This window comes from Mycobacterium sp. 852002-51971_SCH5477799-a (assembly GCF_001667145.1).
GTDB lineage: Bacteria > Actinomycetota > Actinomycetes > Mycobacteriales > Mycobacteriaceae > Mycobacterium.
Map to the genome: position 1 here is coordinate 136,737 of NZ_LZIF01000014.1, position 22,554 is coordinate 159,290.

Consider the following 22,554-nt stretch of genomic DNA (forward strand, 5'->3'; position numbering starts at 1 on the left):
GAGGGTAGGAGAAGCGTGGCGGGACAGAAGATCCGCATCAGGCTTAAGGCCTACGACCATGAGGCTATCGACGCGTCGGCGCGCAAGATCGTCGAGACCGTCGTCCGCACGGGTGCCAGCGTTGTAGGTCCGGTGCCGCTGCCGACTGAGAAGAACGTGTATTGCGTCATCCGCTCTCCGCACAAGTACAAGGACTCGCGGGAGCACTTCGAGATGCGCACGCACAAGCGGCTGATCGACATCCTCGACCCGACGCCGAAGACCGTCGACGCGCTGATGCGCATCGACCTTCCGGCCAGTGTCGACGTCAACATCCAGTAGGAGATCCAGACTCATGGCAAGAAAAGGCATTCTGGGTACCAAGCTGGGCATGACGCAGGTGTTCGACGAGAACAACAGGATCGTGCCGGTCACGGTCGTCAAGGCCGGCCCGAACGTGGTGACCCGGATCCGTACCCCCGAGCAGGACGGCTACAGCGCCGTGCAGCTGGCCTACGGCGAGATCAGTCCCCGCAAGGTCAACAAGCCGGTGACCGGTCAGTACGCCGCCGCGGGCGTGAACCCGCGCCGGTTCCTGGCCGAGCTGCGCCTGGAAAACCCCGAGGCGGCCGCCGAGTACGAGGTCGGCCAGGAGCTGACGGCGGAGATCTTCGCCGACGGCGTCTACGTCGACGTCACGGGCACCTCCAAGGGCAAGGGCTTCGCCGGCACCATGAAGCGTCACGGCTTCAGTGGTCAGGGCGCCAGCCACGGTGCCCAGGCGGTGCACCGCCGCCCGGGTTCGATCGGCGGCTGCGCCACCCCCGCCCGGGTGTTCAAGGGCACCAGGATGTCGGGCCGGATGGGTAGCGATCGCGTGACCGTCCAGAACCTGTTGGTGCACAAGGTCGATACCGAGAACGGCGTGCTGCTGATCAAGGGCGCGGTCCCCGGCCGCACCGGTGGACTCGTCGTGGTCCGCAGCGCGGTCAAACGAGGTGAGAAGTGATGGCAGAAGGCTCCAAGACGCTCAAGATCGACGTCAAGACGCCGGGCGGCAAGGTCGAGGGCTCGATCGAGCTGCCGGCCGAATTGTTCGACGCCCCGGCCAATATCGCGCTGATGCACCAGGTCGTCACCGCGCAGCGGGCGGCGGCGCGTCAGGGCACGCACTCGACCAAGACGCGCGGCGACGTCAGCGGCGGTGGCCGTAAGCCGTACCGGCAGAAGGGAACCGGCCGGGCCCGACAGGGTTCGACACGCGCCCCGCAGTTCACCGGCGGTGGCGTCGTGCACGGCCCCAAGCCCCGTGACTACAGCCAGCGCACGCCCAAGAAGATGATCGCCGCGGCGTTGCGCGGCGCACTGTCCGACCGGGCGCGCAACGGCCGCATCCACGCGATCACCGAGCTGGTGTCGGGTCAGACGCCTTCCACCAAGAACGCCAGGGCGTTCCTGGGCACGCTGACCGACCGCCGGCGGCTGCTCGTCGTGATCGGCCGCAGCGACGAGGCCGGCGCCAAGAGCGTGCGCAACCTGCCCGGTGTGCACATCCTGACCCCCGACCAGCTCAACACCTATGACGTGCTGCGCTCCGACGACGTGGTGTTCAGCGTTGAGGCGCTGGGCGCCTACATCGCCGGGGCCACCGGCGGTGCCGCCGACAACGATGTGGAGGTATCGGCGTAGATGGCGACCATCACTGACCCCCGCGACATCATTCTCGGCCCGGTCATCTCGGAGAAGTCCTATTCGCTGCTCGACGACAACGTGTACACGTTTGTGGTGCACCCCGATTCGAACAAGACGCAGATCAAGATCGCTATCGAGAAGATCTTCTCCGTCAAGGTCGCATCGGTGAACACCGCGAACCGGCAAGGTAAGCGCAAGCGCACCAGGACCGGATTCGGCAAGCGCAAGAGCACCAAGCGGGCCATCGTCACGCTGGCGCCGGGTAGCAAGCCGATCGATCTGTTCGGGGCACCGGCGTAGCCGCCGCGAGAGGAAACCTGATTAGACATGGCAATTCGTAAGTACAAGCCGACGAGCCCAGGCCGTCGCGGCTCGAGCGTGTCCGATTTCTCCGAGGTCACTCGTTCCGCCCCGGAGAAGTCGCTGGTGCGCCCGCTGCACGGCCACGGTGGGCGAAACGCGCACGGCCGCATCACCACCCGCCACAAAGGTGGTGGCCACAAGCGCGCCTATCGGGTGATCGACTTCCGTCGCAACGACAAGGACGGCGTGAACGCCAAGGTCGCGCACATCGAGTACGACCCGAACCGGACCGCCAACATCGCGTTGCTGCATTTCCTGGACGGCGAGAAGCGCTACATCATTGCGCCGCAGGGGCTTTCGCAGGGTGACGTGGTGGAGTGCGGGCCGAACGCGGACATCAAGCCGGGTAACAACCTGCCGCTGCGCAACATCCCGGCCGGTACCGTGATCCACGCCGTGGAACTGCGACCGGGCGGTGGCGCCAAGCTGGCGCGCTCCGCGGGGTCGAGCATTCAGCTGCTCGGTAAAGAGGGCACCTACGCGTCGCTGCGCATGCCCAGCGGTGAGATCCGCCGCGTCGACGTGCGCTGCCGCGCCACAGTCGGCGAGGTCGGCAACGCCGAGCAGGCGAACATCAACTGGGGCAAGGCCGGCCGGATGCGGTGGAAGGGCAAGCGCCCTTCGGTCCGTGGTGTGGTCATGAACCCGGTGGACCACCCGCACGGTGGTGGTGAGGGTAAGACCTCCGGTGGTCGCCACCCGGTGAGCCCGTGGGGCAAGCCCGAGGGCCGCACGCGCCACCCGAACAAGGCCAGTAACAAGCTCATTGTCCGACGCCGGCGCACCGGCAAGAAGCACGGTCGCTAGGAAGTCAGGAGTAGCACATGCCACGCAGCCTGAAGAAGGGCCCGTTCGTCGATGGCCACCTGCTCAAGAAGGTGGACACGCAGAACGAGAAAAACACCAAACAGGTGATCAAGACATGGTCGCGGCGTTCGACGATCATTCCTGACTTCATCGGCCACACCTTCGCCGTCCACGACGGACGCAAGCACGTCCCGGTGTTCGTCACCGAGTCGATGGTGGGTCACAAGCTTGGTGAATTCGCGCCCACCCGCACCTTCAAGGGACACATCAAGGACGACCGGAAGGCCAAACGGCGATGACCACAACGGAATTCCCATCGGCGGTGGCCAAAGCGCGTTTCGTGCGGGTGTCGCCGAGAAAGGCCCGCCGGGTGATCGACCTGGTGCGCGGCCGTTCGGTGGCCGACGCGCTCGACATCTTGCGCTGGGCGCCGCAGGCGGCCAGCGAGCCGGTGGCCAAGGTGATCGCGAGTGCCGCGGCCAACGCGCAGAACAACGACGGGCTGGACCCGGCGACCCTGGTCGTCGCCACCGTCTACGCCGACGAGGGACCCACCGCCAAGCGCATCCGTCCGCGCGCCCAGGGCCGTGCGTTCCGGATTCGCAAGCGCACCAGCCACATCACGGTCGTGGTGGAAAGCCGGCCGGGCAAGGACCAGGGGTCGGCGAAGTCGACCCGGGCCCGTCGCGCCGAGGCCAGCAAGGCCGCCTCGAAGGCACCCGCCAAGAAAGCGCCGGCCAAGAAGGCGCCGGCCAAGAAAGCCGCCACCAAAGCGCCCGCGAAGAAGGCCGCACCGAAAGCCGAAGCCAAGACGTCTGAGACCTCTGACGCGAAGGGAGGCTCAGACTAGTGGGCCAAAAGATCAATCCGCACGGCTTCCGGCTGGGCATCACCACCGACTGGAAGTCACGCTGGTACGCCGACAAGCAGTACGCGGACTACGTCAAGGAAGACGTCGCGATCCGGCGGCTGCTCTCGACCGGCCTGGAGCGGGCCGGGATCGCCGACGTGGAGATCGAGCGCACCCGTGACCGGGTCCGCGTCGACATCCACACCGCGCGTCCGGGGATCGTCATCGGCCGTCGCGGCACCGAGGCCGACCGGATCCGTGCCGACCTGGAGAAGCTGACCGGCAAGCAGGTGCAGCTCAACATCCTCGAGGTCCGAAACCCGGAGTCCCAGGCGCAATTGGTGGCCCAGGGCGTCGCCGAACAATTGAGCAACCGCGTGGCGTTCCGCCGGGCGATGCGCAAAGCGATCCAGTCCGCGATGCGTCAGCCCAACGTCAAAGGCATCCGGGTGCAGTGCTCCGGCCGTCTCGGTGGTGCCGAGATGAGCCGCTCGGAGTTCTACCGCGAGGGCCGGGTTCCGCTACACACGCTGCGCGCCGACATCGACTACGGCCTCTACGAAGCCAAGACCACTTTCGGCCGAATCGGCGTGAAGGTGTGGATCTACAAGGGCGACATCGTCGGTGGGAAGCGTGAATTGGCCGCCGCGGCTCCGGCGGGCGCCGAGCGTTCGCGTCGCGAGCGTCCGTCGGGCACCCGTCCGCGTCGCAGTGGGGCGTCGGGCACCACGGCCACCAGCACCGAAGCCGGTCGCGCCGCAGCGAGCGCCGAAGAGGGCGCAGCAGCCGCCGCGACCCAGACCGCACCCGCTGCAGAACCACAAAGCACGGAGAGCTGAATCATGTTGATTCCCCGCAGGGTTAAACACCGCAAGCAGCATCACCCCCGCCAGCGCGGTATCGCCAGTGGCGGCACGGCGGTGAACTTCGGTGACTATGGCATCCAGGCTCTGGAGCACGCCTACGTCACCAACCGGCAGATCGAGTCCGCTCGTATCGCCATCAACCGGCACATCAAGCGTGGCGGCAAGGTGTGGATCAACGTCTTCCCCGATCGCCCGCTGACCAAGAAGCCCGCCGAAACCCGGATGGGTTCGGGTAAGGGTTCGCCGGAGTGGTGGGTCGTCAACGTCAAGCCGGGCCGGGTGCTGTTCGAACTCAGCTACCCCAACGAGCAGACCGCCCGGGCGGCCCTGACGCGTGCAATTCACAAGTTGCCGATAAAGGCACGCATCGTGACTCGAGAGGATCAGTTCTGATGGCAGTGGGAACTTCGCCTGGCGAACTGCGTGAGCTCACCGAAGAGGAGCTGACCGAGCGTTTGCGCGAATCCAAGGAAGAGCTGTTCAACCTGCGTTTCCAGATGGCGACCGGACAGCTCACCAACAACCGCCGGCTCCGCACGGTGCGTCAGGAGATCGCGCGCGTGTACACCGTGCTGCGCGAACGAGAACTGGGCTTGGCTTCCGGGCCCGACGGTAAGGAATCGTGATGGCAGAAGCCAAGAAGACCGCCCCCAAGAAGGCCGCAACCGAGGCCGCGTCGAAGGACAAGGGCCCCAAGAACACTCCGGTCAACCCGAAGGTGCGGGGCCGCCGCAAGGTGCGCATCGGCTACGTGGTGAGCGACAAGATGCAGAAGACCATCGTGGTCGAGCTCGAGGACCGCGTGCGTCACCCGCTGTACGGCAAGATCATCCGGACCACCACCAAGGTCAAGGCGCACGACGAGAACAGCACTGCCGGAATCGGCGACCGCGTCTCGCTGATGGAGACCCGCCCGACGTCGGCGACCAAGCGTTGGCGGCTCGTCGAAATTCTGGAAAAGGCGAAGTAAGCCCTTTTAGCTAGCGGCAGCGAGCGCCCGGTCCCGGGTGTAGTCTGCGGCGATGGCGACTGGGTCGGGGCAGTTCAACGGCAAGATCGAGCTCGACATCCGGGATTCAGAACCGGACTGGGGGCCCTACGCCGCACCGACCGCACCGCAGAACGCGCCCAATGTCCTGTACCTGGTGTGGGATGACACGGGCATAGCGACCTGGGACTGCTTCGGTGGCCTGGTCGAAATGCCCGCCATGTCGCGCATCGCCGAGCGCGGCATCCGGCTCTCGCAATTCCACACCACCGCGCTGTGTTCGCCGACCCGGGCGTCCTTGCTCACCGGCCGCAACGCCACGACCGTCGGCATGGCCACCATCGAGGAGTTCACCGAGGGCTTCCCCAACGCCAACGGCCGCATCCCGTTCGAAACCGGCCTGCTCTCCGAGGCTCTCGCCGAACGGGGATATAACACCTACTGCGTGGGCAAGTGGCACCTGACGCCCCTGGAGGAATCGAACCTCGCCTCAACGAAGCGGCACTGGCCGACCTCGCGCGGCTTCGAACGGTTCTACGGGTTCATGGGCGGGGAGACCGATCAGTGGTATCCGGACCTGGTCTACGACAACCACCCGGTGAGTCCGCCGGGCACCCCGGAGGACGGCTACCACCTCTCGAAGGACATCGCCGACAAGACGATCGAGTTCATCCGCGACGCCAAAGTGATTGCGCCCGAGAAGCCTTGGTTCTCCTACGTATGTCCCGGCGCCGGGCACGCGCCGCACCACGTCTTCTCCGAGTGGGCGGACCGCTACGCCGGCAAGTTCGACATGGGATACGAGCGCTACCGCGAGGTGGTGCTGGAGCGGCAGAAGGCACTGGGCATCGTGCCCGCCGACACCGAATTATCGCCGGTGAACCCGTATCTCGACGTGAAGGGGCCGGGCGGCGAGCCGTGGCCGCTGCAGGACACGGTGCGGCCCTGGGATTCCCTGAACGATGAGGAGAAGAGGCTGTTCTCCCGGATGGCCGAAGTGTTCGCCGGGTTCCTGAGCTACACCGACGCCCAAATCGGCCGGATCCTGGACTATCTCGAGGACTCGGGCCAGCTGGACAACACCATCATCGTGGTCATCTCCGACAACGGCGCCAGCGGTGAGGGCGGCCCGAACGGATCGGTCAACGAGGGCAAGTTCTTCAACGGCTACATCGACACCGTCGAGGAAAGCATGAAACTGTTCGACCACCTTGGTGGCCCCGAGACCTACAACCATTACCCGATCGGATGGGCGATGGCGTTCAACACCCCGTACAAGCTGTACAAGCGCTACGCCTCACATGAGGGCGGCATCGCCGACACGGCGATCATCTCGTGGCCCAACGGAATTGCCGCGCACGGGGAGGTCCGCGACAACTACGTCAACGTCTGCGACATCACCCCGACCGTCTACGACCTGCTGGGCATGACGCCGCCGGACACCGTCAAGGGCATCACGCAGGAGCCGCTGGACGGCGTGAGTTTCAAAGCGGCCCTGGCCGATTCGGCCGCCGACACTCCGAAGAGCACCCAGTTCTACACCATGTTGGGTACCCGCGGGATCTGGCACGAGGGCTGGTTCGCCAACACCGTGCACGCGGCCACCCCGGCCGGCTGGTCGCATTTCGACGCCGACCGCTGGGAACTGTTCCACATCGAGGCCGATCGCAGCCAGTGCCACGACCTGGCAGCCGAAAACCCGGACAAACTCGAAGAACTCAAGGCGCTGTGGTTCTCGGAGGCGGCCAAGTACAACGGGTTGCCGCTGTCAGATCTGAACATCCTGGAGACGCTGGGGCGGTCGCGGCCGTATCTGGTCAGCGATCGCGACAGCTACCTCTACTATCCCGATTGCGCCGATGTGAGCATCGGTGCCGCCGCCGAAATTCGTGGTAGATCGTTCTCGGTGCTGGCCGAGGTGACCGTCGACACCACCGGCGCCGAGGGTGTGCTGTTCAAGCAGGGCGGCGCGCACGGCGGGCATGTGCTGTTCATCCAGGACGGCCGGCTGCACTATGTGTACAACTTCCTCGGCGAGCGCCAGCAGGAGGTCTTTTCATCCGACGCCGTGCCCCTCGGCAGACATCTGTTCGGCGCCAGCTATTCCCGCACCGGAACGGTCGAGAACAGTCACACGCCGCTGGGCGACGTCACCCTGTTCATCGACGACCAGGTCGTCGGCACCTTGGCGGCGGTGACCACTCACCCCGGAACCTTCGGGCTGGCCGGTGCCGGTATCACGGTCGGGCGCAACGGTGGCTCGGGGGTGTCCAGCCGTTACAAGGCGCCGTTCGCGTTCACCGGCGGCACCATCACCCAGGTCACCGTCGACCTGTCCGGCCGGCCCTACGTGGACGTGGAAGCCGAGATTGCCCTGGCCTTTTCGCGGGACTGACGTGGCGGCACGCCAAGAAGCTCACCCCGTTTCGGTGCGTCGACGGCTCTCCACTGCCCACCTGGTATCGGCAATCCGACCATGGCGCTCGACCGGCGTAGCCTGACGGGGTGCTAAGCGAGCTGGTCGACCTCCCGGGCGGTTCCTTCCGCATGGGCTCGACCAGCTTCTACCCCGAAGAGGCGCCGATCCACACCGCGACGGTGGACCGGATTGCGGTGGAACGGCATCCGGTGACCAACGCCCAGTTCGCCGAATTCGTCGACGCCACCGGGTATGTGACGGTGGCCGAGCAGCCCATCGACCCGGCACTGTACCCGGGAGCGAATGCGGACGACTTATGCCCGGGCGCAATGGTTTTCCGACCGACACCCGGGCCGGTCGACCTGCGCGACTGGCGCCAATGGTGGCAGTGGGTGCCGGGGGCGAGCTGGCGTCACCCGTTCGGGCCCGACAGCGACGTCGCGGACCTCGGCGATCATCCGGTCGTGCAGGTGGCGTATCCGGACGCGGCGGCCTATGCGCGATGGGCCGGTCGGCGGCTGCCGACCGAGGCCGAGTGGGAGTACGCGGCCCGGGCCGGATCCACGACGACTTACGCGTGGGGCGACGAGGCCACGAGCGATGGCCGACTGATGGCCAACACCTGGCAGGGCGACTTCCCGTACCGCAATGAGGGGGCGCTCGGCTGGGTGGGAACGTCGCCCGTTGGGATGTTCGCCCCCAACGACTTTGGGCTTGTCGACATGATCGGCAACATATGGGAGTGGACCGCTACCGAGTTCGCCGCGCATCACCGGCTCGACCAGCCGCCCAAGTCCTGCTGCACCCCGTCGGGTCCCGCCGATCCGTCCGTCAACCAGACGCTGAAGGGCGGCAGCCACCTGTGCGCGCCGGAGTACTGCCACCGCTACCGTCCGGCGGCCCGGTCACCGCAATCGCAGGACACCGCGACCACGCACATCGGGTTTCGCTGCGTGGCGGACGCGCCGTCCGCGTAGCAAATCCGGAGCACCGCGCCCGCCAGCTGCGCCCGAGATGCGGCGGGCAGGCCCCGGCTGACCGCAACTTGTCAGTGTCCTCCGGCATAATCGAATGTATGTTCGAAGACGTGAATGTATGTTCGAAGACGTGATCGCCCGGTTCGACGAGTTGGTCGAGCGGCACTATCCGTCACGAACGGCGGCATCCACGGCGCTGTTGGAGCGGATTGGGTTGTTTTCGCGCATCGAAAACCGCGCTGCGGGTGAGCAGTTGGCGGCGATCGGGGAGTTGTTTTCGTACCGACTTTCGCGCTGTTCGGAGTGCGAGGAGTGGGCAGTGGACACCGAGGCGGCGGTGAGTGCGGAAGTCGCCGCGGAGTTGCGGATCAGCCAGGGACTGGCCGCCAGCCGAGTGAGGTATGCCCGCGCGATGCGTGAGCGGCTGCCACAAGTGGGCGCGGTCTTTCGGGCCGGTGATCTCGATTACCGAATGTTTCAAACGATCGTGTTCCGCACCGATCTGATCAGCGACCCCGACGTGTTGGGCGCCGTGGACGCCGCGCTGGCCGCCAGTGTCACCAGGTGGCCGTCGCTGAGTCAGGGCCGGCTGGCCGCGCAGGTGGACAAGGTGGTGGCTCGCGCCGATGCGGACGCGGTACGGCGCCGCAAGGAACGCGTGGCTGATCGTGAGATCTGCATCGTCGATGCGGGCGAGGGCATGTCGCATATCGAAGGCAGCCTGATGAGTCCGGACGCGCACGCGCTGGATAAGCGGTTGGACGCACTGGCGGCCACGGTATGTGAGCACGATCCGCGCACCCGCGATCAACGTCGCGCTGATGCGTTGGGGGCGTTGGCTGCCGGTGCGGACCGGTTGGGCTGCCGGTGCGGGCGATCAAATTGCGCCGCGGGGAAACGGCGTGCCGCCGGACCGGTGATAATCCATGTGATCGCAGAGCATTCCACGCTGCGTGATGGCCCAGGGCCGGCCGCCGAGGTGGGTGCTGAGGGATTGATCCCGCCCGAGCTGATAGCTGAACTGGCCGCCTCGGCGAAGCTGGTGCCGCTGGTGCATCCCGGTGACGCGCCACCGGAGCCGGGTTATGTGCCCTCCAAGGCGCTGGCCGATTTCGTGCGCTGTCGAGATTTGACCTGTCGCTGGCCCGGGTGCGACGTTCCCGCCACCGACTGCGATGTGGACCATACGATTCCCTACAGCGACGGCGGGGCCACCCATGCGTCAAACCTCAAGTGCTACTGCCGCACTCATCATTTGGTCAAAACTTTCTGGGGGTGGCGCGACCAGCAACTGCCCGATGGGTCGCTGATCCTTAACTCCCCGGGCGGGCGCACCTATGTCACGACGCCGGGCAGCGCACTGCTGTTTCCGAGTCTGTGCCGGCCCACCGGCGCGATACCGGCCCTCCAAGCCGTCCCAGTCCCGGATTACTGCGGTGACCGCACCGTCATGATGCCCACCCGCCGGCGCACCCGCGCCCAGGACCGCGCCCATCGCGTCGCCGCCGAACGCAGGCAAAACCACCAAGCCCGGCGAGCGAAACGTCGAGAACGCGAGGCCGCCTATTTCGGTCCCGCACCCCCCGGCGACGACGACCCTCCGCCATTCTGACTGCGGCGCAACCACTTACGAAGAGGTGACGGCGTACAGGCGCCACTCGCCGGGCACGCCCTTGAGCTGGTGAGTGCCGCGTTCCTCGAATTGGAGCCCTGAGCTGATCACGAGGTCGCGCAGCGTGCTGGAGACCAGCACGTCGTTCGGCCGGGCCAGGGCGCTCACCCGCGCGCCGATGCGCACGGCGATGCCGCCGATGTCGTCGCCGCGTATCTCGCACTCGCCGGTGTGCAGACCGGCCCGCGTCCGGATGCCAAGTGCTTGCACCGCGTTGCGAATTGCCATTGGCGGGGAAGCCGTCACCCGACGTGTTCACCTCGCGGTCGCGAAACCTTGCGAGCTGTGACCGTACGACCGCGTCGTGTGCATCCAGCAGGGCACGCCAGTCCCGGTCGCCGATCTCCGCGGCGCGGCGCGTCGACTCGACGATGTCGGTGAACAGCGTCGAGGTCGAACCCTTCGTGGAGCTGGGAAAGCGTCTCCGAGCCTTCGATCACGACGAGCGTTGGTACGAGACGGATGCGTGGCCGCGAACAGCGCGGCTGGCACTACCGCACCGGCGGCCGAACCAGTTCGAAACGAAAACGATGTCGCGCTCGTCCTCCTGCGACGCCCGATAGGCGACGCGCAAACCGTCGTTCATCGCATAGCGCGTCTGCGAGAACATTGCGGAAGTGTAGTTCTCGGCGAGCCGCTCAGCAGACGTTTCCGCAGTTCAAGAGCGTGCAAGGGACGTGTTCCTCGACATCGCGGTGCCTTCATTTGAGGAAGACGTCCCCGGTCCCGCTCGCCTTCGCGCAGAATTTGGCTCTGAGCTGGTCGTCCCCTAGACTCTAGGGGTTGCCTTGGGCAGACCTCGGCCGGTGAAAATCGGCCCCGCGTGCCCTTCGGTGACAAAGACCGCGCACGTCAGGTTTTTGGTGGGTCATGCCCGCCGAATGCTCACCCAGGTGGGTTCTCCTGCCGTGCTCACGCAACCAGGTCAGGAGATCGAGTGATTCAGCAGGAATCGCGACTGAAGGTCGCCGACAACACCGGCGCCAAGGAGATCTTGTGCATCCGTGTGCTCGGCGGTTCGTCGCGACGCTACGCCGGCATCGGTGATGTCATCGTCGCCACCGTCAAGGACGCCATCCCCGGTGGCAACGTCAAGCGTGGGGATGTCGTCAAGGCCGTGGTGGTGCGCACGGTCAAGGAGCGCCGTCGCGCCGACGGCAGCTACATCAAGTTCGACGAGAACGCCGCGGTGATCATCAAGCCCGACAACGACCCGCGCGGGACGCGCATCTTCGGGCCGGTGGGCCGCGAACTGCGCGAGAAGCGGTTCATGAAGATCATCTCGCTTGCCCCGGAGGTTTTGTAAATGAAGGTCCGTAAAGGCGACACCGTCCTGGTCATCGCCGGCAAGGACAAAGGCGCCAAAGGCAAGGTGCTGCAGGCTTACCCGGAACGCGACCGAGTGCTGGTCGAGGGCGTCAACCGGATCAAGAAGCACACCGCGATTTCGACCAACCAGCGCGGAGCACAGTCGGGCGGCATCGTCACCCAGGAAGCCCCCATCCACGTCTCCAACGTGATGGTCGTCGACTCGGACGGTAAGCCCGCCCGCGTCGGTTACCGCGTCGACGAGGAGACCGGCAAGCGGGTTCGTATCTCCAAGCGCAACGGCAAGGACATCTGATGAGCACTGCAGAAAAAGTTCAGCCGCGCCTGAAAGAGCGCTACCGCAGCGAGATTCGCGATTCGCTGCAGCAGCAGTTCGGCTACGCCAACGTCATGCAGATCCCGACGGTGACCAAGGTCGTCGTCAACATGGGTGTCGGCGATGCGGCCCGGGACGCGAAGTTGATCAACGGCGCGGTCAGCGACCTGAGTCTGATCACCGGGCAACGCCCCGAGATCCGTCGCGCGCGCAAGTCCATCGCACAGTTCAAACTGCGGGAGGGCATGCCCATCGGTGCGCGGGTCACCCTGCGCGGGGACCGGATGTGGGAATTCCTGGACCGGCTCACCTCGATCGCGCTGCCGCGTATCCGCGACTTCCGCGGGCTGTCGCCCAAGCAGTTCGACGGCGTCGGTAACTACACCTTCGGGCTCGCCGAGCAGTCGGTGTTCCACGAGATCGACGTGGACAAGATCGACCGGGTCCGCGGCATGGACATCAACGTCGTCACCTCGGCGACGAATGACGACGAAGGGCGAGCGCTGTTGCGGGCCCTCGGCTTTCCGTTCAAGGAGAACTGAGTAGATGGCAAAGAAGGCACTGGTCAACAAGGCCGCACGCAAGCCGAAGTTCGCGGTGCGCGGCTACACGCGTTGCAACAGGTGCGGCCGCCCCCGCGCGGTCTTCCGCAAATTCGGCCTGTGCCGGATCTGCCTGCGCGAGATGGCGCACGCGGGCGAACTGCCCGGCGTGCAGAAGAGCAGCTGGTAACAGCCCTAACCCCCACGACCAACCGAAAACAGGTGCGCGACAGGCCCGGACCGGGAACCACCGCGAGGAAGGTACCAACGCTGTCATGACGATGACGGACCCGATCGCAGACTTCTTGACACGTCTGCGCAACGCCAATTCGGCGTATCACGACGAGGTGACGCTGCCGCACTCCAAGATCAAGGCGAACATCGCCCAGATCCTCAAGAGCGAGGGCTACATCACCGATTACCGGACCGAGGATGCTCGGGTCGGCAAGTCGCTGATCGTTCAGCTCAAGTACGGGCCCAGCCGGGAGCGCAGCATCGCCGGCTTGCGCCGCGTGTCCAAGCCCGGTTTGCGGGTGTACGCGAAATCCACCAATCTGCCGCGCGTGCTCGGTGGCCTGGGTGTGGCGATCATCTCCACTTCCTCGGGCCTGCTGACCGACCGCCAGGCAGCCCGACAGGGCGTGGGCGGCGAAGTCCTCGCGTACGTGTGGTGAGGGGATAGACGATGTCGCGTATTGGTAAGCAGCCGGTTCCGGTTCCGTCCGGAGTCGACGTAACGATCGATGGCCAGAAGGTCTCGGTGAAGGGCCCCAAGGGCACCCTGGATCTAACGGTCGCCGAACCGATCACCGTGGCGCGCAACGATGATGGCGCGATCGTGGTCACCCGCCCCAACGACGAGCGGCGCAACCGCTCGCTGCACGGGCTGTCGCGCACCCTGGTGTCCAACCTGGTCACCGGCGTGACGCAGGGCTACACCACCAAGATGGAGATCTTCGGCGTGGGTTACCGCGTGCAGCTCAAGGGCTCCAACCTCGAGTTCGCGCTGGGCTACAGCCACCCCGTGGTGATCGAGGCGCCGGACGGCATCACGTTCGCCGTGCAGTCGCCGACCAAGTTCACGATCACCGGGATCGACAAGCAGAAGGTCGGCCAGATCTCGGCGAACATCCGCCGTCTGCGCCGCCCCGACCCGTACAAGGGCAAGGGTGTGCGCTACGAGGGTGAGCAGATCCGCCGCAAGGTCGGAAAGACAGGTAAGTAATCATGGCGCAAACAAAAGCTGACACCGCCGAACGAAAGCCGGTGGGGCAGAGCGTTTCCGCGACTCGGCGTGTCTCCCGGTTGCGCAGGCACGCGCGGCTGCGCAAGAAGGTCGCCGGTACCCCGCAGCGTCCGCGGCTGGTGATCAACCGGTCCTCGCGACACATTCACGTGCAACTGGTCAACGACGAGAACGGGACCACGGTCGCCGCCGCGTCGTCGATCGAGGACGATGTGCGCAGCCTGCAGGGGGACAAGAAAGCCCGCAGCGTGCGGGTGGGACAGCTGATCGCCGAGCGCGCCAAGGCCGCCGGCATCGACACCGTGGTCTTCGACCGTGGCGGATACACCTACGGCGGACGGATCGCGGCGCTGGCCGATGCCGCACGCGAGAACGGATTGCAATTCTAATGACAAGCGGAATGACGAAGAGCTTGAACACGACTGGAAGGACCGCATAATGGCGGAGCAGCCGACCGGCGGACAGGGCGCCGGCGACAGCCGTGACTCGCGTGGGGATCGCGACAGCCGCGGTCGCCGCGACGGCGGCGGTCGTGGCGGCCGCGACCGCGACGGCGACAAGAGCAACTACCTGGAGCGGGTTGTCGCGATCAACCGTGTCTCCAAGGTGGTCAAGGGTGGTCGCCGTTTCAGCTTCACCGCATTGGTGATCGTCGGCGACGGCCACGGCATGGTCGGTGTCGGCTACGGCAAGGCCAAGGAAGTACCCGCGGCGATCGCCAAGGGCGTCGAGGAGGCCCGCAAAAGCTTCTTCCGGGTGCCGCTGATCCGCGGGACCATCACCCACCCGGTGCAGGGTGAGGCGGCCGCCGGCGTGGTGCTGCTGCGCCCCGCCAGCCCCGGTACCGGTGTGATCGCCGGCGGCGCCGCGCGTGCGGTGCTGGAATGCGCCGGCGTGCACGACATCCTGGCGAAGTCGCTGGGTAGTGACAACGCGATCAACGTGGTGCACGCGACCGTCGCCGCCCTGAAGTTGCTGCAGCGGCCCGAGGAGGTGGCCGCTCGCCGCGGCCTGCCCATCGAGGACGTTGCGCCGGCCGGAATGCTCAAGGCCCGCCGCGAAAGCGACGCGATGGCCAGTGCGGCGGCACGCGAGGCCCAGACTTCGGGGACACAACCATGAGTAGTCAACTGAAGATCACCCAGGTGCGCAGCACCATCGGGGCCCGCTGGAAGCAGCGGGAGTCCCTACGCACCCTGGGCCTGCGGCGGATTCGCCACTCGGTGATCCGCGAGGACAACGCGCAGACCCGCGGCCTGATCGCTGTGGTCAGCCACCTCGTCGAGGTGGAGCCTGCCGAGGCGACGGCCACGGCCACGGGCACGGGCACGGGCACCGGAGGTAGCAAGAAATGACGATCAAGCTGCACGATCTCAAGCCCGCGCGCGGTTCGAAGACCGCCCGCACCCGGGTCGGTCGCGGTGAGGGCTCCAAAGGCAAGACCGCCGGTCGCGGGACCAAGGGCACCAAGGCACGCAAGAACGTGCCGTCGACCTTCGAGGGTGGCCAGATGCCGATCCACATGCGGCTGCCCAAGCTGAAGGGCTTCCGCAACCGGTTCCGCACCGAGTACGAGATTGTCAACGTCGGCGACCTCAATAGGCTTTTCCCGCAAGGCGGTTCGATCGGCGTGGACGAGTTGGTGGCCAAGGGCGCGGTTCGCCGCAACTCGCTGGTCAAGGTCCTCGGCGACGGCAAGCTGACGGTCAAGGTCGAGGTGACGGCGCACAAGTTCAGCGGCAGCGCGCGCGAGAAGATCACCGCCGCGGGCGGTTCGGCGACCGAGCTGTCGTAGCTAGGTCAGCTGCGGAATCACTTCCGCGGCAAGGCGTTCCATCTGCTCGCGGTTTTCTGCCGCGTCGGTGCCGAGGGGATTCAGCAGCACCATCTGCGCCCCGGCGTCGATGACCTCACGCAACCCGCGGACCACGTCGTCAGGTCTGCCGGACACCGGCACGTCCTGCACGCCGGGCATCCGTCCGTAGATGCGGTCCAGCCCGTCGAGCACCCGTTCCCGGGCCCTGGCGGCGTCGTCGTCGAGCATCAGGTAGACCCGTTTGCCGATGGTGAATTTCGCGGGGTCCTTCTGTTGCTCGTCGAGCTCGCGGCGCACGACGGTCACCGCCCCGGCGAACGCCTCGGTGGTCGACGAGCCGGCGCCCAGGAACGAATCGCCGTGCCGCACCGCGCGGGCCAGCGCCTTGGGCGCGAGGCCGCCGAACCAGATCGGCGGGTGAGGCCGCTGTACCGGCTTGGGCTGAATGGGCAAGTCGTCGACGTCGCGAAATCGACCGTGAAACGTCACCCTCGGCTCGTCGGACCACGCCGCCTTCATCAGCTCCAGACCCTCGGTGAAGTAAGAGATGAAGGTGTCCTTGTCTACGCCGAATGCGGCGAATTTCCGCCCACCGCCGCCGGGCGCGACACCGAGGTCGAGCCGGCCGTGGCTAAGTCGGTCGACGGCGGTGGCGGCCGAGGCCAACTGCAGCGGGTCGTGCAACGACGTCACCAGGACCGCGACGCCCAGGCGCAGCCGCTCGGTACAGGCCGCGCAATACGCCAGCAGTTCCAGCGGCGCCAGCAACGGTGCGGGCCCGATGATCTGCTCGAGCAGCCAGCCGCCCTCGAAGCCGAGTTCTTCGGCGCGCGCGAGAAACGCGCGCAACCCCGCCCCGTCGAAGCCGTCGTAGTCGAACTGCGGGATCGCGATGGCAAAGCTCACCCGACCACCGTACGGCCGTGCATCGGTAGTCTGCAGACATGTTCGCTTTCCTGCCTTCGATCCCCGGCGTCGACGATGTTCGGGCCCTCGCCGGACGGGTCGATACCGCCCGCCATCATGGCGTGCCCAACGGTTGCGTGCTCGAATTGGACCTGCGCGCGATGCCGCCGGAGACGTCGGGCTTTGATCCGCTGGCCATCATCAGCGGCGCGAGCCGACCGACAGCGCTGCGCGACATGGTGGCCGCCATCCACCGCGCGGCCGAGGACCCGCGGGTCGCCGGGCTGATCGCCCGTGTGCAACTCACGGCGTCGCCGTCGGCCGCGGTGCAGGAGCTACGCGAGGCAATCGTGGCCTTCACCGCCGCCAAGCCGTCACTCGCCTGGGCCGAGACCTACCCGGGGACGCTGTCGTACTACCTGGCTTCGGCTTTCGGTGAAATTTGGATGCAGCCGGCCGGAAGCGTCGGACTGATCGGCTTCGCCAGCAATGCCACCTTCCTGCGCGACGCGTTCGACAAAGCCGGCATCGAACCCCAATTCGTCGCGCGCGGCGAATACAAGTCGGCGGTAAACCGTTACACCGAGCAGGGATTCACCGAGGCCCACCGCGAGGCCGTCACGCGGATGTTGCGCAGCGTGCAAGAGCAGGTATGGGACGCAGTCGCGCAATCCCGCAAGCTCGACGCCGCTACGCTCGACGCACTGGCCGATCGTGCCCCGCTGTTGCGCGAGGAGGCGTTGGCCTCGGGCTTGGTCGACCGGATCGGCTTCCGGGACGAAGCCTATGACCGCATCGCGGAAATGGTTGGGGTGCAGGATGTTTCCGATACAACACCACCGCGGCTGTACGTGTCGCGTTATGCGGGTGCTGCCCGGCCACGGCTGACCCCGCCGGTGCCTTCGGTTCCTGGACGCCGCGCCAAGCCGACGGTGGCGGTCGTCAACGTCGACGGCGAGATCGTCGACGGTCGTGGCGGCCCCCAGTTCCTGCCGTTCGGCAGCCCCACCGTCGGCGGCGACACCATCGCCGCGGCGCTGCGGGAAGCCGCCGCCGACGAATCCGTCTCCGCGATCGTGCTGCGGGTGAACAGCCCGGGCGGCTCGGTCACCGCATCGGAAACCCTTTGGCGCGAAGTGAAGAGGGCTCGCAAGCGGGGCAAGCCCGTGGTGGCGTCGATGGGTGCGGTCGCCGCATCCGGTGGCTACTACATCGCGGTGGCCGCCGACGCGATCGTGGCCAGCCCCACAACCATCACAGGTTCGATCGGCGTGTTCACCGGCAAGCTGGTGATCCGCGATTTGATGCAGCGGTTGGGCGTCGGGCTGGAAACCGTGCGTACCAACGCCAATGCCGATGCCTGGTCGATCGAATCACCGTTCACCCCGGAACAGCGCGCCCGCCAAGAGGCCGAAGCCGACTTGGTGTACGCGGATTTCGTGGAGCGGGTCGCCGACGGGCGCAATCTGACCACCGAGGCCGTCGACCGGGTCGCCCGGGGCCGGGTGTGGACCGGCGCCGACGCACGCGAGCGGGGCCTGGTCGACGAACTGGGCGGCTTTAGAGCCGCGTTGCGCCGGGCGAAAATCCTTGCCGGACTGGACAAGGACACCGACGTGCGGATCGTGACCTACCCGGGCGGATCACTGCTGGATATGTTGCGGCCGCGGGCCTCCTCGCAGCCGACCGCGGCGTCGCTGCCCGATGCGCTCGGCGCGCTGCTAGGCCGCACCATCGGCGGCATCCTGGACAACGTCGAGCGGTCCTACAGCGGGGCCAGCGCGCTGTGGCTGGGACCCCGCCGCCTCTAGTCTCTGAGCTCGGCGCTGATGAAGACGATCTCGCCGAGGGGATCGTCGTTCGCCGGTGCGGGCACCTCGATGCCGTTGCGCCCGAAGAGTTCCGTACGGGTCACGCCCTCGGCCCGCCATCCGATGCTCGACAGGTAGTCGACGACGTGGTTGCGTTCGCCCGCGTAGACCAGCGACGCCATGTCGATGTCGACGCCGTGCTCGCGGAATGACCCGGACATCTCGCGCACCCGTTCCGCATCGAAATCCACGATGCCGGGCACGAATTCGGTGGCGATGGTGCTGCCGGGCGCGCTGAGCGCGGTGATGTTGTCGAACAGCCGATCCTGGGCCTCCGGCGGCAGGTAGATCAGCAGTCCCTCGGCCAGCCAGGCCGTCGGAGCCGCCGTGTCGAATCCCGCCGCTTTCAGCGCGGCGGGCCAGTCCGCGCGCAGATCGATGGGAACGGTGCGCCGCGATGCCGTCGGCTCGGCACCCACATCGGCCAGGGTCGCGCTCTTGAACTCGATCACCCGCGGCTGGTCGATCTCGTAGACCACCGTGCCGGCCGGCCAGGGCAACCGGTAGGCGCGCGAATCGAGCCCGGAAGCCAGGATCACCACCTGGCGCACCCCGCCGCCGGTGGCGTCGATGAAATAATCGTCAAAGTACTTGGTGCGCACGGCCATTCCGTCGACCATCGATTGCAGACGCACCGGCGAAGCGTTCTCGATGGCTTCCACATCGAGATCGCCGTCCATCATCTTGGTGAAGAACTCCACCCCGACCGCGCGCACCAGCGGTTCGGCGAACGGATCGTTGATCAAACCCCGGGGATCTTTGGTCGCCATCGCGCGCCCAGCCGCGACCATGGTCGCGGTCGCGCCGACGCTGGACGCCAGATCCCACTCGTCGTCGTGAGTGCGTGACATGGTGCAAACCCTACTTCAGGGTCGCGGCGACGTAGCTGAGGTCGCCGAATGCCGCGACCACTTCTTCGGGGAACTCGAACCCGTTGTGCGCGTAAAGTTCCCTGACGGGGTGGGCCGTCACATCCCAGCCGTGCTCCGTCAGGTAGTCGACGACGACGCTGCGCTCACCTTGGTAGAACAGGTCGCCCGCGTCGAGGTCGAACCCGGCGCGTCGCCACCGCTCGGTGATGCGCGCCACGCGCTCTTCGGTGAAGGAATTGGGGTCCGGCACGTGTTCGGTCGCCAGGCGGCTGCCCGGCGCGCTGAGCGCGGTGATGTTGTCGAACAGCCGGTCCTGAGCCTCGGGCGGCAGGTAGGGCAGCAGCCCTTCGGCGCTCCACGCGGTCGGCTGGGTGACGTCGAATCCGCCCTCGCGCAAGGCAGCCGGCCAGTCGTCGCGCAGGTCGATGCTGATGGTGCGGCGCTCGGCGGTCGGAGCGGCACCGAGGCCGGCTAGCGTGCTGGTCTTGAACGCGATGACCTGTGGTTGGTCGATCTCGTAAACCACCGTGTCCGCGGGCCACGGCAGGCGGTAGGCCCTAGTGTCCAGGCCGGAAGCCAGGATCACCGCTTGGCGGACACCGGAATTGATGAAGAAGTCGTCGAAAAACCTGGTGCGTACCGTGATCTGCTCGGCCCTGGTCTTGCGGTTCAGCAGCGGGTCGTCGGCGAAATCGACCTCGCCGTCGATGATCCGGATGAAGGGGTCTAACCCGACGGCGCGGACCAGGGGATCGGCCAGTTGATCGTCGAGCAGCGGCTTGGGTCCCTGCGACGCCACGGCGCGCGACGCGGCGACCATCGTCGCCGTCGCCCCCACGCTGGACGCCAAGTCCCAGCTGTCGCCCTCGGTCCTTCCGGTGTCAGCGGTCATTGCGGATGGCTCCTACTTCTCGAGGGTTCCGCTCGTGTACAGCATCTCGCCCATGCGCATGTCGTCGTCGGTGAGCGGGTCAAGACCGTTGGCCGCGAACAGTTCTCCGATGCTGGCGCTGTTCAGCCGCCAGCCGCGCTCGGCCAGGTACGGAGCCGCCTCGTTGCGGTCGCCGAAGTAGACCAGGCCCGCCATGTCCAGCTCGAAACCGTGCGCACGCCAGCGCTCGGAGATCGTCTGCATGCGCTCCTTCATCTTCTCCTCGTCGCCGGGCTCGGGGTTGGGGGCGCTCTCGGTGGCCAGCCGGCTGCCCGACGCGCTGAGCTCGGTGATGGTGTCGAGCAGGCGGTCCTGCGCCTCGGGCGGCAGGTAGCCGAGCAGGCCCTCGGCGCTCCACGCGGCGGGCTGGGACGGGTCGAAACCGGCGTCGCGCAGCGCGGTGGGCCAGTCGTCGCGCAGATCGACGGCCACCACCCGGCGCTCGGCGGTGGGGGCAGCCCCGAGGTCGGCCAGCGAGCGGGTCTTGAATTCGATGACCTGCGGCTGGTCGACCTCGTAGACCACGGTCCCGGCCGGCCACCGCAGCCGGTAGGGGCGGGCGTCCAGCCCGGCGGCCAGGATCACCGCCTGCTTGATACCCGCGTTGGTCGCGTCCAGGAAGAACTCGTCGAAGAACTTGGTTCGCACCGCCATGTTGTCGGCCATCCGCGACATCGCCCCGGCGGACCCGGCGGCACCGTCGTGCACGTCGTTCAACTCGGCGGGATCCAGCTCGCCGCTGGCCAGCCGGGAGAGCAGTTCCACACCGACCAACTTGACCAGCGGCTCGGCGAACGGATCGTCGATCAGTGGCTTGTCGGCGCGGGTGGCCATCGCGCGGGCCGCCGCGACCATCGTCGCGGTCACGCCGACGCTGGACGCCAGGTCCCAGGTGTCGCCTTCGTACCTGGTGGAAGTCATGTTTGTGCCCCTATCGGAGGTAGTCAATCTAATATTTAGCCAATATAACAAGCTTCCCCCACTGTACGCTTCCCGCGATTCGCGGCAACCTTTACTGATGGCGTACGCGGCGGCTGGTAAACGGGTGCTCATCACGGGTGCCTCGGCGGGATTGGGGGCGGCCCTGGCGCGGCAGCTGGCCGCCCGGGACGCGGTGGTGGGGCTGATAGCGCGCCGACGGGATCGGCTGGGCGAGGTGCTGGCCGACTGCCGTCGCACCTCACCCGGATCGGCGATGTTCGTGGCCGACCTGGCCGACACGTCGGCGCTGCGTGACCTGGCGCTGCGGGCCTGGGATGCGCTCGGCGGCATCGACGTGCTGATCAACAACGCCGCGATGCCCAAGCGGCGCAGCGTCGTCGCACTGGACCCGGGCGAGGCCGAAGACGTCATGCGGGTCAACTTCTTCGCCCCGATGCGCCTGACGCTAACGCTGTTGCCGCGGATGCTGGCACGCGGATCGGGCATGATTGTCAACGTGTCCAGCGTCGGCGGCCGGCTCGGAATTATCCACGAAACCGCCTACTGTGCAAGCAAATTCGCGCTCTGCGGGTGGAGTGAGGCGATGGCCGTCGATCTGCATGACACGCAGATCGCGGTGAAGCTGATCGAGCCCGGGCCGGTCGACACCGAGATATGGGACCACCCGGGCAGCGAGGAACCGCTTTATCGGGGACCCAAGATGCCGGCCGACGTGGTGGCCGACGGAATCATCGAGGCGTTGGGCAGTGAGCGCTTCGAGCACTACGTTCCCGACATGAAGGCCGTAGTGGATGCCAAGAACGCCGACCTGGATGCGTTCATCGCCGGGGCGGCCGGGATGGCGTCGTCATGAAGGCGCTCGTCTACGGCGTGCCGCCGGAGCCTTTCGAGGTTCCCGACGACGCCAACCAGTTGACCCGGAACCTGGCGCAGACCCCGACCGCCCTGCGCGATCTGCCGGATCCGGAACTGCCGCACGAGGACTGGGTGATCACCCGGCCGCGGCTGACCGGAATCTGCGGGTCGGATTCCAAGCAGATACTGATGGACTTCGGCGAGGGCGACACCGACAACGCCATGGCGGCGTTTTGTTCGTTCCCGCAAGTCATGGGCCACGAGGTGGTCGCCGACGTGGTGGCGCTAGGCCCCAAGGCCCGGGGGCTGCAGGTG

32 protein-coding genes and 1 pseudogene are annotated in these 22,554 nt (G+C 66.8%); 27 read left to right on the forward strand and 6 right to left on the reverse strand.

The features are described 5' to 3' along the window. The first annotated feature begins 15 nt into the window (after positions 1-15). From rpsJ to A5753_RS01660, 14 genes are all read left to right on the forward strand, one after another. The gene (gene rpsJ, locus A5753_RS01595) at positions 16-321 is read left to right on the forward strand and encodes a 30S ribosomal protein S10 (protein ID WP_003873519.1); all 306 of its coding nucleotides are present in this window, start codon (positions 16-18) and stop codon (positions 319-321) included. A 13-nt stretch (positions 322-334) separates the two neighbouring features. Further along, positions 335-988 carry a 50S ribosomal protein L3 gene (gene rplC / locus A5753_RS01600; protein ID WP_067122497.1) on the forward strand — a complete coding sequence of 218 codons (654 nt, stop codon included), beginning with the start codon at positions 335-337 and terminating at the stop codon, positions 986-988. Then, positions 985-1,668, forward strand: a complete 684-nt coding sequence (gene rplD, locus A5753_RS01605) for a 50S ribosomal protein L4 (RefSeq protein WP_156655855.1) — start codon at positions 985-987, stop codon at positions 1,666-1,668. The genes rplC and rplD overlap by 4 nt, the downstream gene beginning before the upstream one ends. Continuing rightward, complete coding sequence (rplW, locus tag A5753_RS01610) at positions 1,669-1,971, forward strand: 50S ribosomal protein L23 (RefSeq protein WP_007773589.1); 303 nt, start codon at positions 1,669-1,671, stop codon at positions 1,969-1,971. Positions 1,972-1,998: 27 nt separating this feature from the next. Then, entirely contained in the window at positions 1,999-2,841 is an 843-nt protein-coding gene (gene rplB / locus A5753_RS01615; RefSeq protein ID WP_064883828.1) for a 50S ribosomal protein L2, read from the forward strand. A 17-nt stretch (positions 2,842-2,858) separates the two neighbouring features. Continuing rightward, positions 2,859-3,140: a 30S ribosomal protein S19 gene (gene rpsS, locus A5753_RS01620; RefSeq protein WP_008260806.1), complete on the forward strand. Its 282-nt coding sequence runs from the start codon at positions 2,859-2,861 to the stop codon at positions 3,138-3,140. Continuing rightward, positions 3,137-3,691 (forward strand): 50S ribosomal protein L22, encoded by a 555-nt coding sequence (rplV, locus tag A5753_RS01625; protein WP_067122503.1) that lies wholly within the window; start codon positions 3,137-3,139, stop codon positions 3,689-3,691. The genes rpsS and rplV overlap by 4 nt, the downstream gene beginning before the upstream one ends. After that, positions 3,691-4,530, forward strand: a complete 840-nt coding sequence (gene rpsC / locus A5753_RS01630) for a 30S ribosomal protein S3 (RefSeq protein ID WP_067122507.1) — start codon at positions 3,691-3,693, stop codon at positions 4,528-4,530. Before rplV ends, rpsC begins: the two co-directional genes overlap by 1 nt. 3 nt (positions 4,531-4,533) lie before the next feature. Then, entirely contained in the window at positions 4,534-4,950 is a 417-nt protein-coding gene (gene rplP / locus A5753_RS01635; protein ID WP_007773582.1) for a 50S ribosomal protein L16, read from the forward strand. Then, complete coding sequence (rpmC, locus tag A5753_RS01640) at positions 4,950-5,183, forward strand: 50S ribosomal protein L29 (protein ID WP_066999296.1); 234 nt, start codon at positions 4,950-4,952, stop codon at positions 5,181-5,183. The genes rplP and rpmC overlap by 1 nt, the downstream gene beginning before the upstream one ends. Further along, positions 5,183-5,527, forward strand: coding sequence for a 30S ribosomal protein S17 (gene rpsQ, locus A5753_RS01645; protein ID WP_067122510.1), 345 nt, complete (start codon positions 5,183-5,185; stop codon positions 5,525-5,527). The genes rpmC and rpsQ overlap by 1 nt, the downstream gene beginning before the upstream one ends. A gap of 52 nt (positions 5,528-5,579) precedes the next feature. Next, entirely contained in the window at positions 5,580-7,940 is a 2,361-nt protein-coding gene (locus tag A5753_RS01650) for an arylsulfatase (RefSeq protein ID WP_067122514.1), read from the forward strand. Between the two features lie 110 nt (positions 7,941-8,050). Beyond that, positions 8,051-8,941, forward strand: a complete 891-nt coding sequence (locus A5753_RS01655) for a formylglycine-generating enzyme family protein (protein ID WP_067122517.1) — start codon at positions 8,051-8,053, stop codon at positions 8,939-8,941. A gap of 118 nt (positions 8,942-9,059) precedes the next feature. After that, positions 9,060-10,553 (forward strand): HNH endonuclease signature motif containing protein, encoded by a 1,494-nt coding sequence (locus A5753_RS01660; RefSeq protein ID WP_067122520.1) that lies wholly within the window; start codon positions 9,060-9,062, stop codon positions 10,551-10,553. A gap of 15 nt (positions 10,554-10,568) precedes the next feature. On the opposite strand, the pseudogene A5753_RS23530 reads toward A5753_RS01660, so the two are convergent. Both A5753_RS23530 and A5753_RS24175 read right to left on the reverse strand, forming a co-directional pair. Beyond that, positions 10,569-11,004, reverse strand: a pseudogene (locus A5753_RS23530) (adenylate/guanylate cyclase domain-containing protein); the annotation flags it as partial. A gap of 45 nt (positions 11,005-11,049) precedes the next feature. Continuing rightward, positions 11,050-11,223, reverse strand: coding sequence for a hypothetical protein (locus A5753_RS24175; protein ID WP_156655857.1), 174 nt, complete (start codon positions 11,221-11,223; stop codon positions 11,050-11,052). A 327-nt stretch (positions 11,224-11,550) separates the two neighbouring features. On the opposite strand from A5753_RS24175, the gene rplN reads away from it, so the two are divergent. The 10 genes from rplN (at position 11,551) to rplO (ending at position 15,841) form a co-directional block, all read left to right on the forward strand. After that, positions 11,551-11,919: a 50S ribosomal protein L14 gene (gene rplN, locus A5753_RS01670; protein ID WP_067122526.1), complete on the forward strand. Its 369-nt coding sequence runs from the start codon at positions 11,551-11,553 to the stop codon at positions 11,917-11,919. Next, positions 11,920-12,237 carry a 50S ribosomal protein L24 gene (gene rplX, locus A5753_RS01675; protein ID WP_066999320.1) on the forward strand — a complete coding sequence of 106 codons (318 nt, stop codon included), beginning with the start codon at positions 11,920-11,922 and terminating at the stop codon, positions 12,235-12,237. Continuing rightward, positions 12,237-12,800, forward strand: a complete 564-nt coding sequence (gene rplE / locus A5753_RS01680) for a 50S ribosomal protein L5 (protein ID WP_067122532.1) — start codon at positions 12,237-12,239, stop codon at positions 12,798-12,800. The genes rplX and rplE overlap by 1 nt, the downstream gene beginning before the upstream one ends. A gap of 4 nt (positions 12,801-12,804) precedes the next feature. Further along, positions 12,805-12,990 carry a type Z 30S ribosomal protein S14 gene (locus A5753_RS01685; RefSeq protein ID WP_007167851.1) on the forward strand — a complete coding sequence of 62 codons (186 nt, stop codon included), beginning with the start codon at positions 12,805-12,807 and terminating at the stop codon, positions 12,988-12,990. A gap of 85 nt (positions 12,991-13,075) precedes the next feature. After that, complete coding sequence (rpsH, locus tag A5753_RS01690; RefSeq protein ID WP_065056829.1) at positions 13,076-13,474, forward strand: 30S ribosomal protein S8; 399 nt, start codon at positions 13,076-13,078, stop codon at positions 13,472-13,474. A gap of 11 nt (positions 13,475-13,485) precedes the next feature. Continuing rightward, complete coding sequence (gene rplF, locus A5753_RS01695; protein WP_067122535.1) at positions 13,486-14,025, forward strand: 50S ribosomal protein L6; 540 nt, start codon at positions 13,486-13,488, stop codon at positions 14,023-14,025. 41 nt (positions 14,026-14,066) lie between these two features. Continuing rightward, positions 14,067-14,435, forward strand: coding sequence for a 50S ribosomal protein L18 (rplR, locus tag A5753_RS01700; protein WP_197513717.1), 369 nt, complete (start codon positions 14,067-14,069; stop codon positions 14,433-14,435). Between the two features lie 49 nt (positions 14,436-14,484). After that, positions 14,485-15,168: a 30S ribosomal protein S5 gene (rpsE, locus tag A5753_RS01705; RefSeq protein ID WP_067122541.1), complete on the forward strand. Its 684-nt coding sequence runs from the start codon at positions 14,485-14,487 to the stop codon at positions 15,166-15,168. Further along, positions 15,165-15,401, forward strand: coding sequence for a 50S ribosomal protein L30 (gene rpmD / locus A5753_RS01710; protein WP_067122543.1), 237 nt, complete (start codon positions 15,165-15,167; stop codon positions 15,399-15,401). Before rpsE ends, rpmD begins: the two co-directional genes overlap by 4 nt. Then, positions 15,398-15,841 (forward strand): 50S ribosomal protein L15, encoded by a 444-nt coding sequence (gene rplO / locus A5753_RS01715; protein ID WP_067122546.1) that lies wholly within the window; start codon positions 15,398-15,400, stop codon positions 15,839-15,841. The genes rpmD and rplO overlap by 4 nt, the downstream gene beginning before the upstream one ends. On the opposite strand, the gene A5753_RS01720 is transcribed toward rplO, so the two are convergent. Continuing rightward, the gene (locus A5753_RS01720) at positions 15,842-16,768 is read right to left on the reverse strand and encodes an LLM class flavin-dependent oxidoreductase (RefSeq protein WP_067122548.1); all 927 of its coding nucleotides are present in this window, start codon (positions 16,766-16,768) and stop codon (positions 15,842-15,844) included. Between the two features lie 38 nt (positions 16,769-16,806). Here A5753_RS01720 and sppA point away from each other — a divergent pair, with 38 nt between their 5' ends. Further along, positions 16,807-18,579 carry a signal peptide peptidase SppA gene (sppA, locus tag A5753_RS01725; RefSeq protein ID WP_067122551.1) on the forward strand — a complete coding sequence of 591 codons (1,773 nt, stop codon included), beginning with the start codon at positions 16,807-16,809 and terminating at the stop codon, positions 18,577-18,579. Here the strand turns inward: sppA and A5753_RS01730 are convergent. The 3 genes from A5753_RS01730 to A5753_RS01740 are packed head-to-tail and all read right to left on the reverse strand — an operon-like array spanning position 18,576 to position 21,363. Further along, positions 18,576-19,490, reverse strand: a complete 915-nt coding sequence (locus A5753_RS01730; RefSeq protein ID WP_067122555.1) for a class I SAM-dependent methyltransferase — start codon at positions 19,488-19,490, stop codon at positions 18,576-18,578. The two genes, sppA and A5753_RS01730, sit on opposite strands and share 4 nt — an antisense overlap. Before the next feature lie 10 nt (positions 19,491-19,500). After that, positions 19,501-20,403, reverse strand: coding sequence for a class I SAM-dependent methyltransferase (locus A5753_RS01735; RefSeq protein WP_067122558.1), 903 nt, complete (start codon positions 20,401-20,403; stop codon positions 19,501-19,503). 12 nt (positions 20,404-20,415) lie between these two features. Then, positions 20,416-21,363, reverse strand: coding sequence for a class I SAM-dependent methyltransferase (locus A5753_RS01740; RefSeq protein WP_067122561.1), 948 nt, complete (start codon positions 21,361-21,363; stop codon positions 20,416-20,418). Positions 21,364-21,460: 97 nt separating this feature from the next. Here A5753_RS01740 and A5753_RS01745 point away from each other — a divergent pair, with 97 nt between their 5' ends. Both A5753_RS01745 and A5753_RS01750 read left to right on the forward strand, forming a co-directional pair. Further along, positions 21,461-22,237, forward strand: a complete 777-nt coding sequence (locus A5753_RS01745; protein WP_067122564.1) for an SDR family oxidoreductase — start codon at positions 21,461-21,463, stop codon at positions 22,235-22,237. Then, a partial coding sequence (locus tag A5753_RS01750; RefSeq protein WP_156655858.1) for an alcohol dehydrogenase catalytic domain-containing protein occupies positions 22,234-22,554 on the forward strand: 321 nt, incomplete at its 3' end. The genes A5753_RS01745 and A5753_RS01750, both read left to right, overlap by 4 nt.

Bases quoted from the DNA above. Each gene is read 5' to 3' on its own strand.
- rpmD (WP_067122543.1), top strand. From the start codon at position 15,165: ATGAGTAGTCAACTGAAGATCACCCAGGTGCGCAGCACCATCGGGGCC.
- rplW (WP_007773589.1), top strand. From the start codon at position 1,669: ATGGCGACCATCACTGACCCCCGCGACATCATTCTCGGCCCGGTCATC.
- A5753_RS01740 (WP_067122561.1), bottom strand. From the start codon at position 21,363: ATGACTTCCACCAGGTACGAAGGCGACACCTGGGACCTGGCGTCCAGC.
- A5753_RS01735 (WP_067122558.1), bottom strand. From the start codon at position 20,403: ATGACCGCTGACACCGGAAGGACCGAGGGCGACAGCTGGGACTTGGCG.
- rplE (WP_067122532.1), top strand. From the start codon at position 12,237: ATGAGCACTGCAGAAAAAGTTCAGCCGCGCCTGAAAGAGCGCTACCGC.
- A5753_RS24175 (WP_156655857.1), bottom strand. From the start codon at position 11,223: ATGTTCTCGCAGACGCGCTATGCGATGAACGACGGTTTGCGCGTCGCC.
- sppA (WP_067122551.1), top strand. From the start codon at position 16,807: ATGTTCGCTTTCCTGCCTTCGATCCCCGGCGTCGACGATGTTCGGGCC.
- rplF (WP_067122535.1), top strand. From the start codon at position 13,486: ATGTCGCGTATTGGTAAGCAGCCGGTTCCGGTTCCGTCCGGAGTCGAC.
- rplB (WP_064883828.1), top strand. From the start codon at position 1,999: ATGGCAATTCGTAAGTACAAGCCGACGAGCCCAGGCCGTCGCGGCTCG.
- A5753_RS01745 (WP_067122564.1), top strand. From the start codon at position 21,461: ATGGCGTACGCGGCGGCTGGTAAACGGGTGCTCATCACGGGTGCCTCG.
- rplV (WP_067122503.1), top strand. From the start codon at position 3,137: ATGACCACAACGGAATTCCCATCGGCGGTGGCCAAAGCGCGTTTCGTG.
- rpsH (WP_065056829.1), top strand. From the start codon at position 13,076: ATGACGATGACGGACCCGATCGCAGACTTCTTGACACGTCTGCGCAAC.
- rplP (WP_007773582.1), top strand. From the start codon at position 4,534: ATGTTGATTCCCCGCAGGGTTAAACACCGCAAGCAGCATCACCCCCGC.
- A5753_RS01730 (WP_067122555.1), bottom strand. From the start codon at position 19,490: ATGTCACGCACTCACGACGACGAGTGGGATCTGGCGTCCAGCGTCGGC.
- rplX (WP_066999320.1), top strand. From the start codon at position 11,920: ATGAAGGTCCGTAAAGGCGACACCGTCCTGGTCATCGCCGGCAAGGAC.
- A5753_RS01685 (WP_007167851.1), top strand. From the start codon at position 12,805: ATGGCAAAGAAGGCACTGGTCAACAAGGCCGCACGCAAGCCGAAGTTC.
- A5753_RS01660 (WP_067122520.1), top strand. From the start codon at position 9,060: ATGTTCGAAGACGTGATCGCCCGGTTCGACGAGTTGGTCGAGCGGCAC.
- rpmC (WP_066999296.1), top strand. From the start codon at position 4,950: ATGGCAGTGGGAACTTCGCCTGGCGAACTGCGTGAGCTCACCGAAGAG.
- rpsE (WP_067122541.1), top strand. From the start codon at position 14,485: ATGGCGGAGCAGCCGACCGGCGGACAGGGCGCCGGCGACAGCCGTGAC.
- A5753_RS01650 (WP_067122514.1), top strand. From the start codon at position 5,580: ATGGCGACTGGGTCGGGGCAGTTCAACGGCAAGATCGAGCTCGACATC.
- rpsQ (WP_067122510.1), top strand. From the start codon at position 5,183: ATGGCAGAAGCCAAGAAGACCGCCCCCAAGAAGGCCGCAACCGAGGCC.
- rplC (WP_067122497.1), top strand. From the start codon at position 335: ATGGCAAGAAAAGGCATTCTGGGTACCAAGCTGGGCATGACGCAGGTG.
- rplO (WP_067122546.1), top strand. From the start codon at position 15,398: ATGACGATCAAGCTGCACGATCTCAAGCCCGCGCGCGGTTCGAAGACC.
- rpsS (WP_008260806.1), top strand. From the start codon at position 2,859: ATGCCACGCAGCCTGAAGAAGGGCCCGTTCGTCGATGGCCACCTGCTC.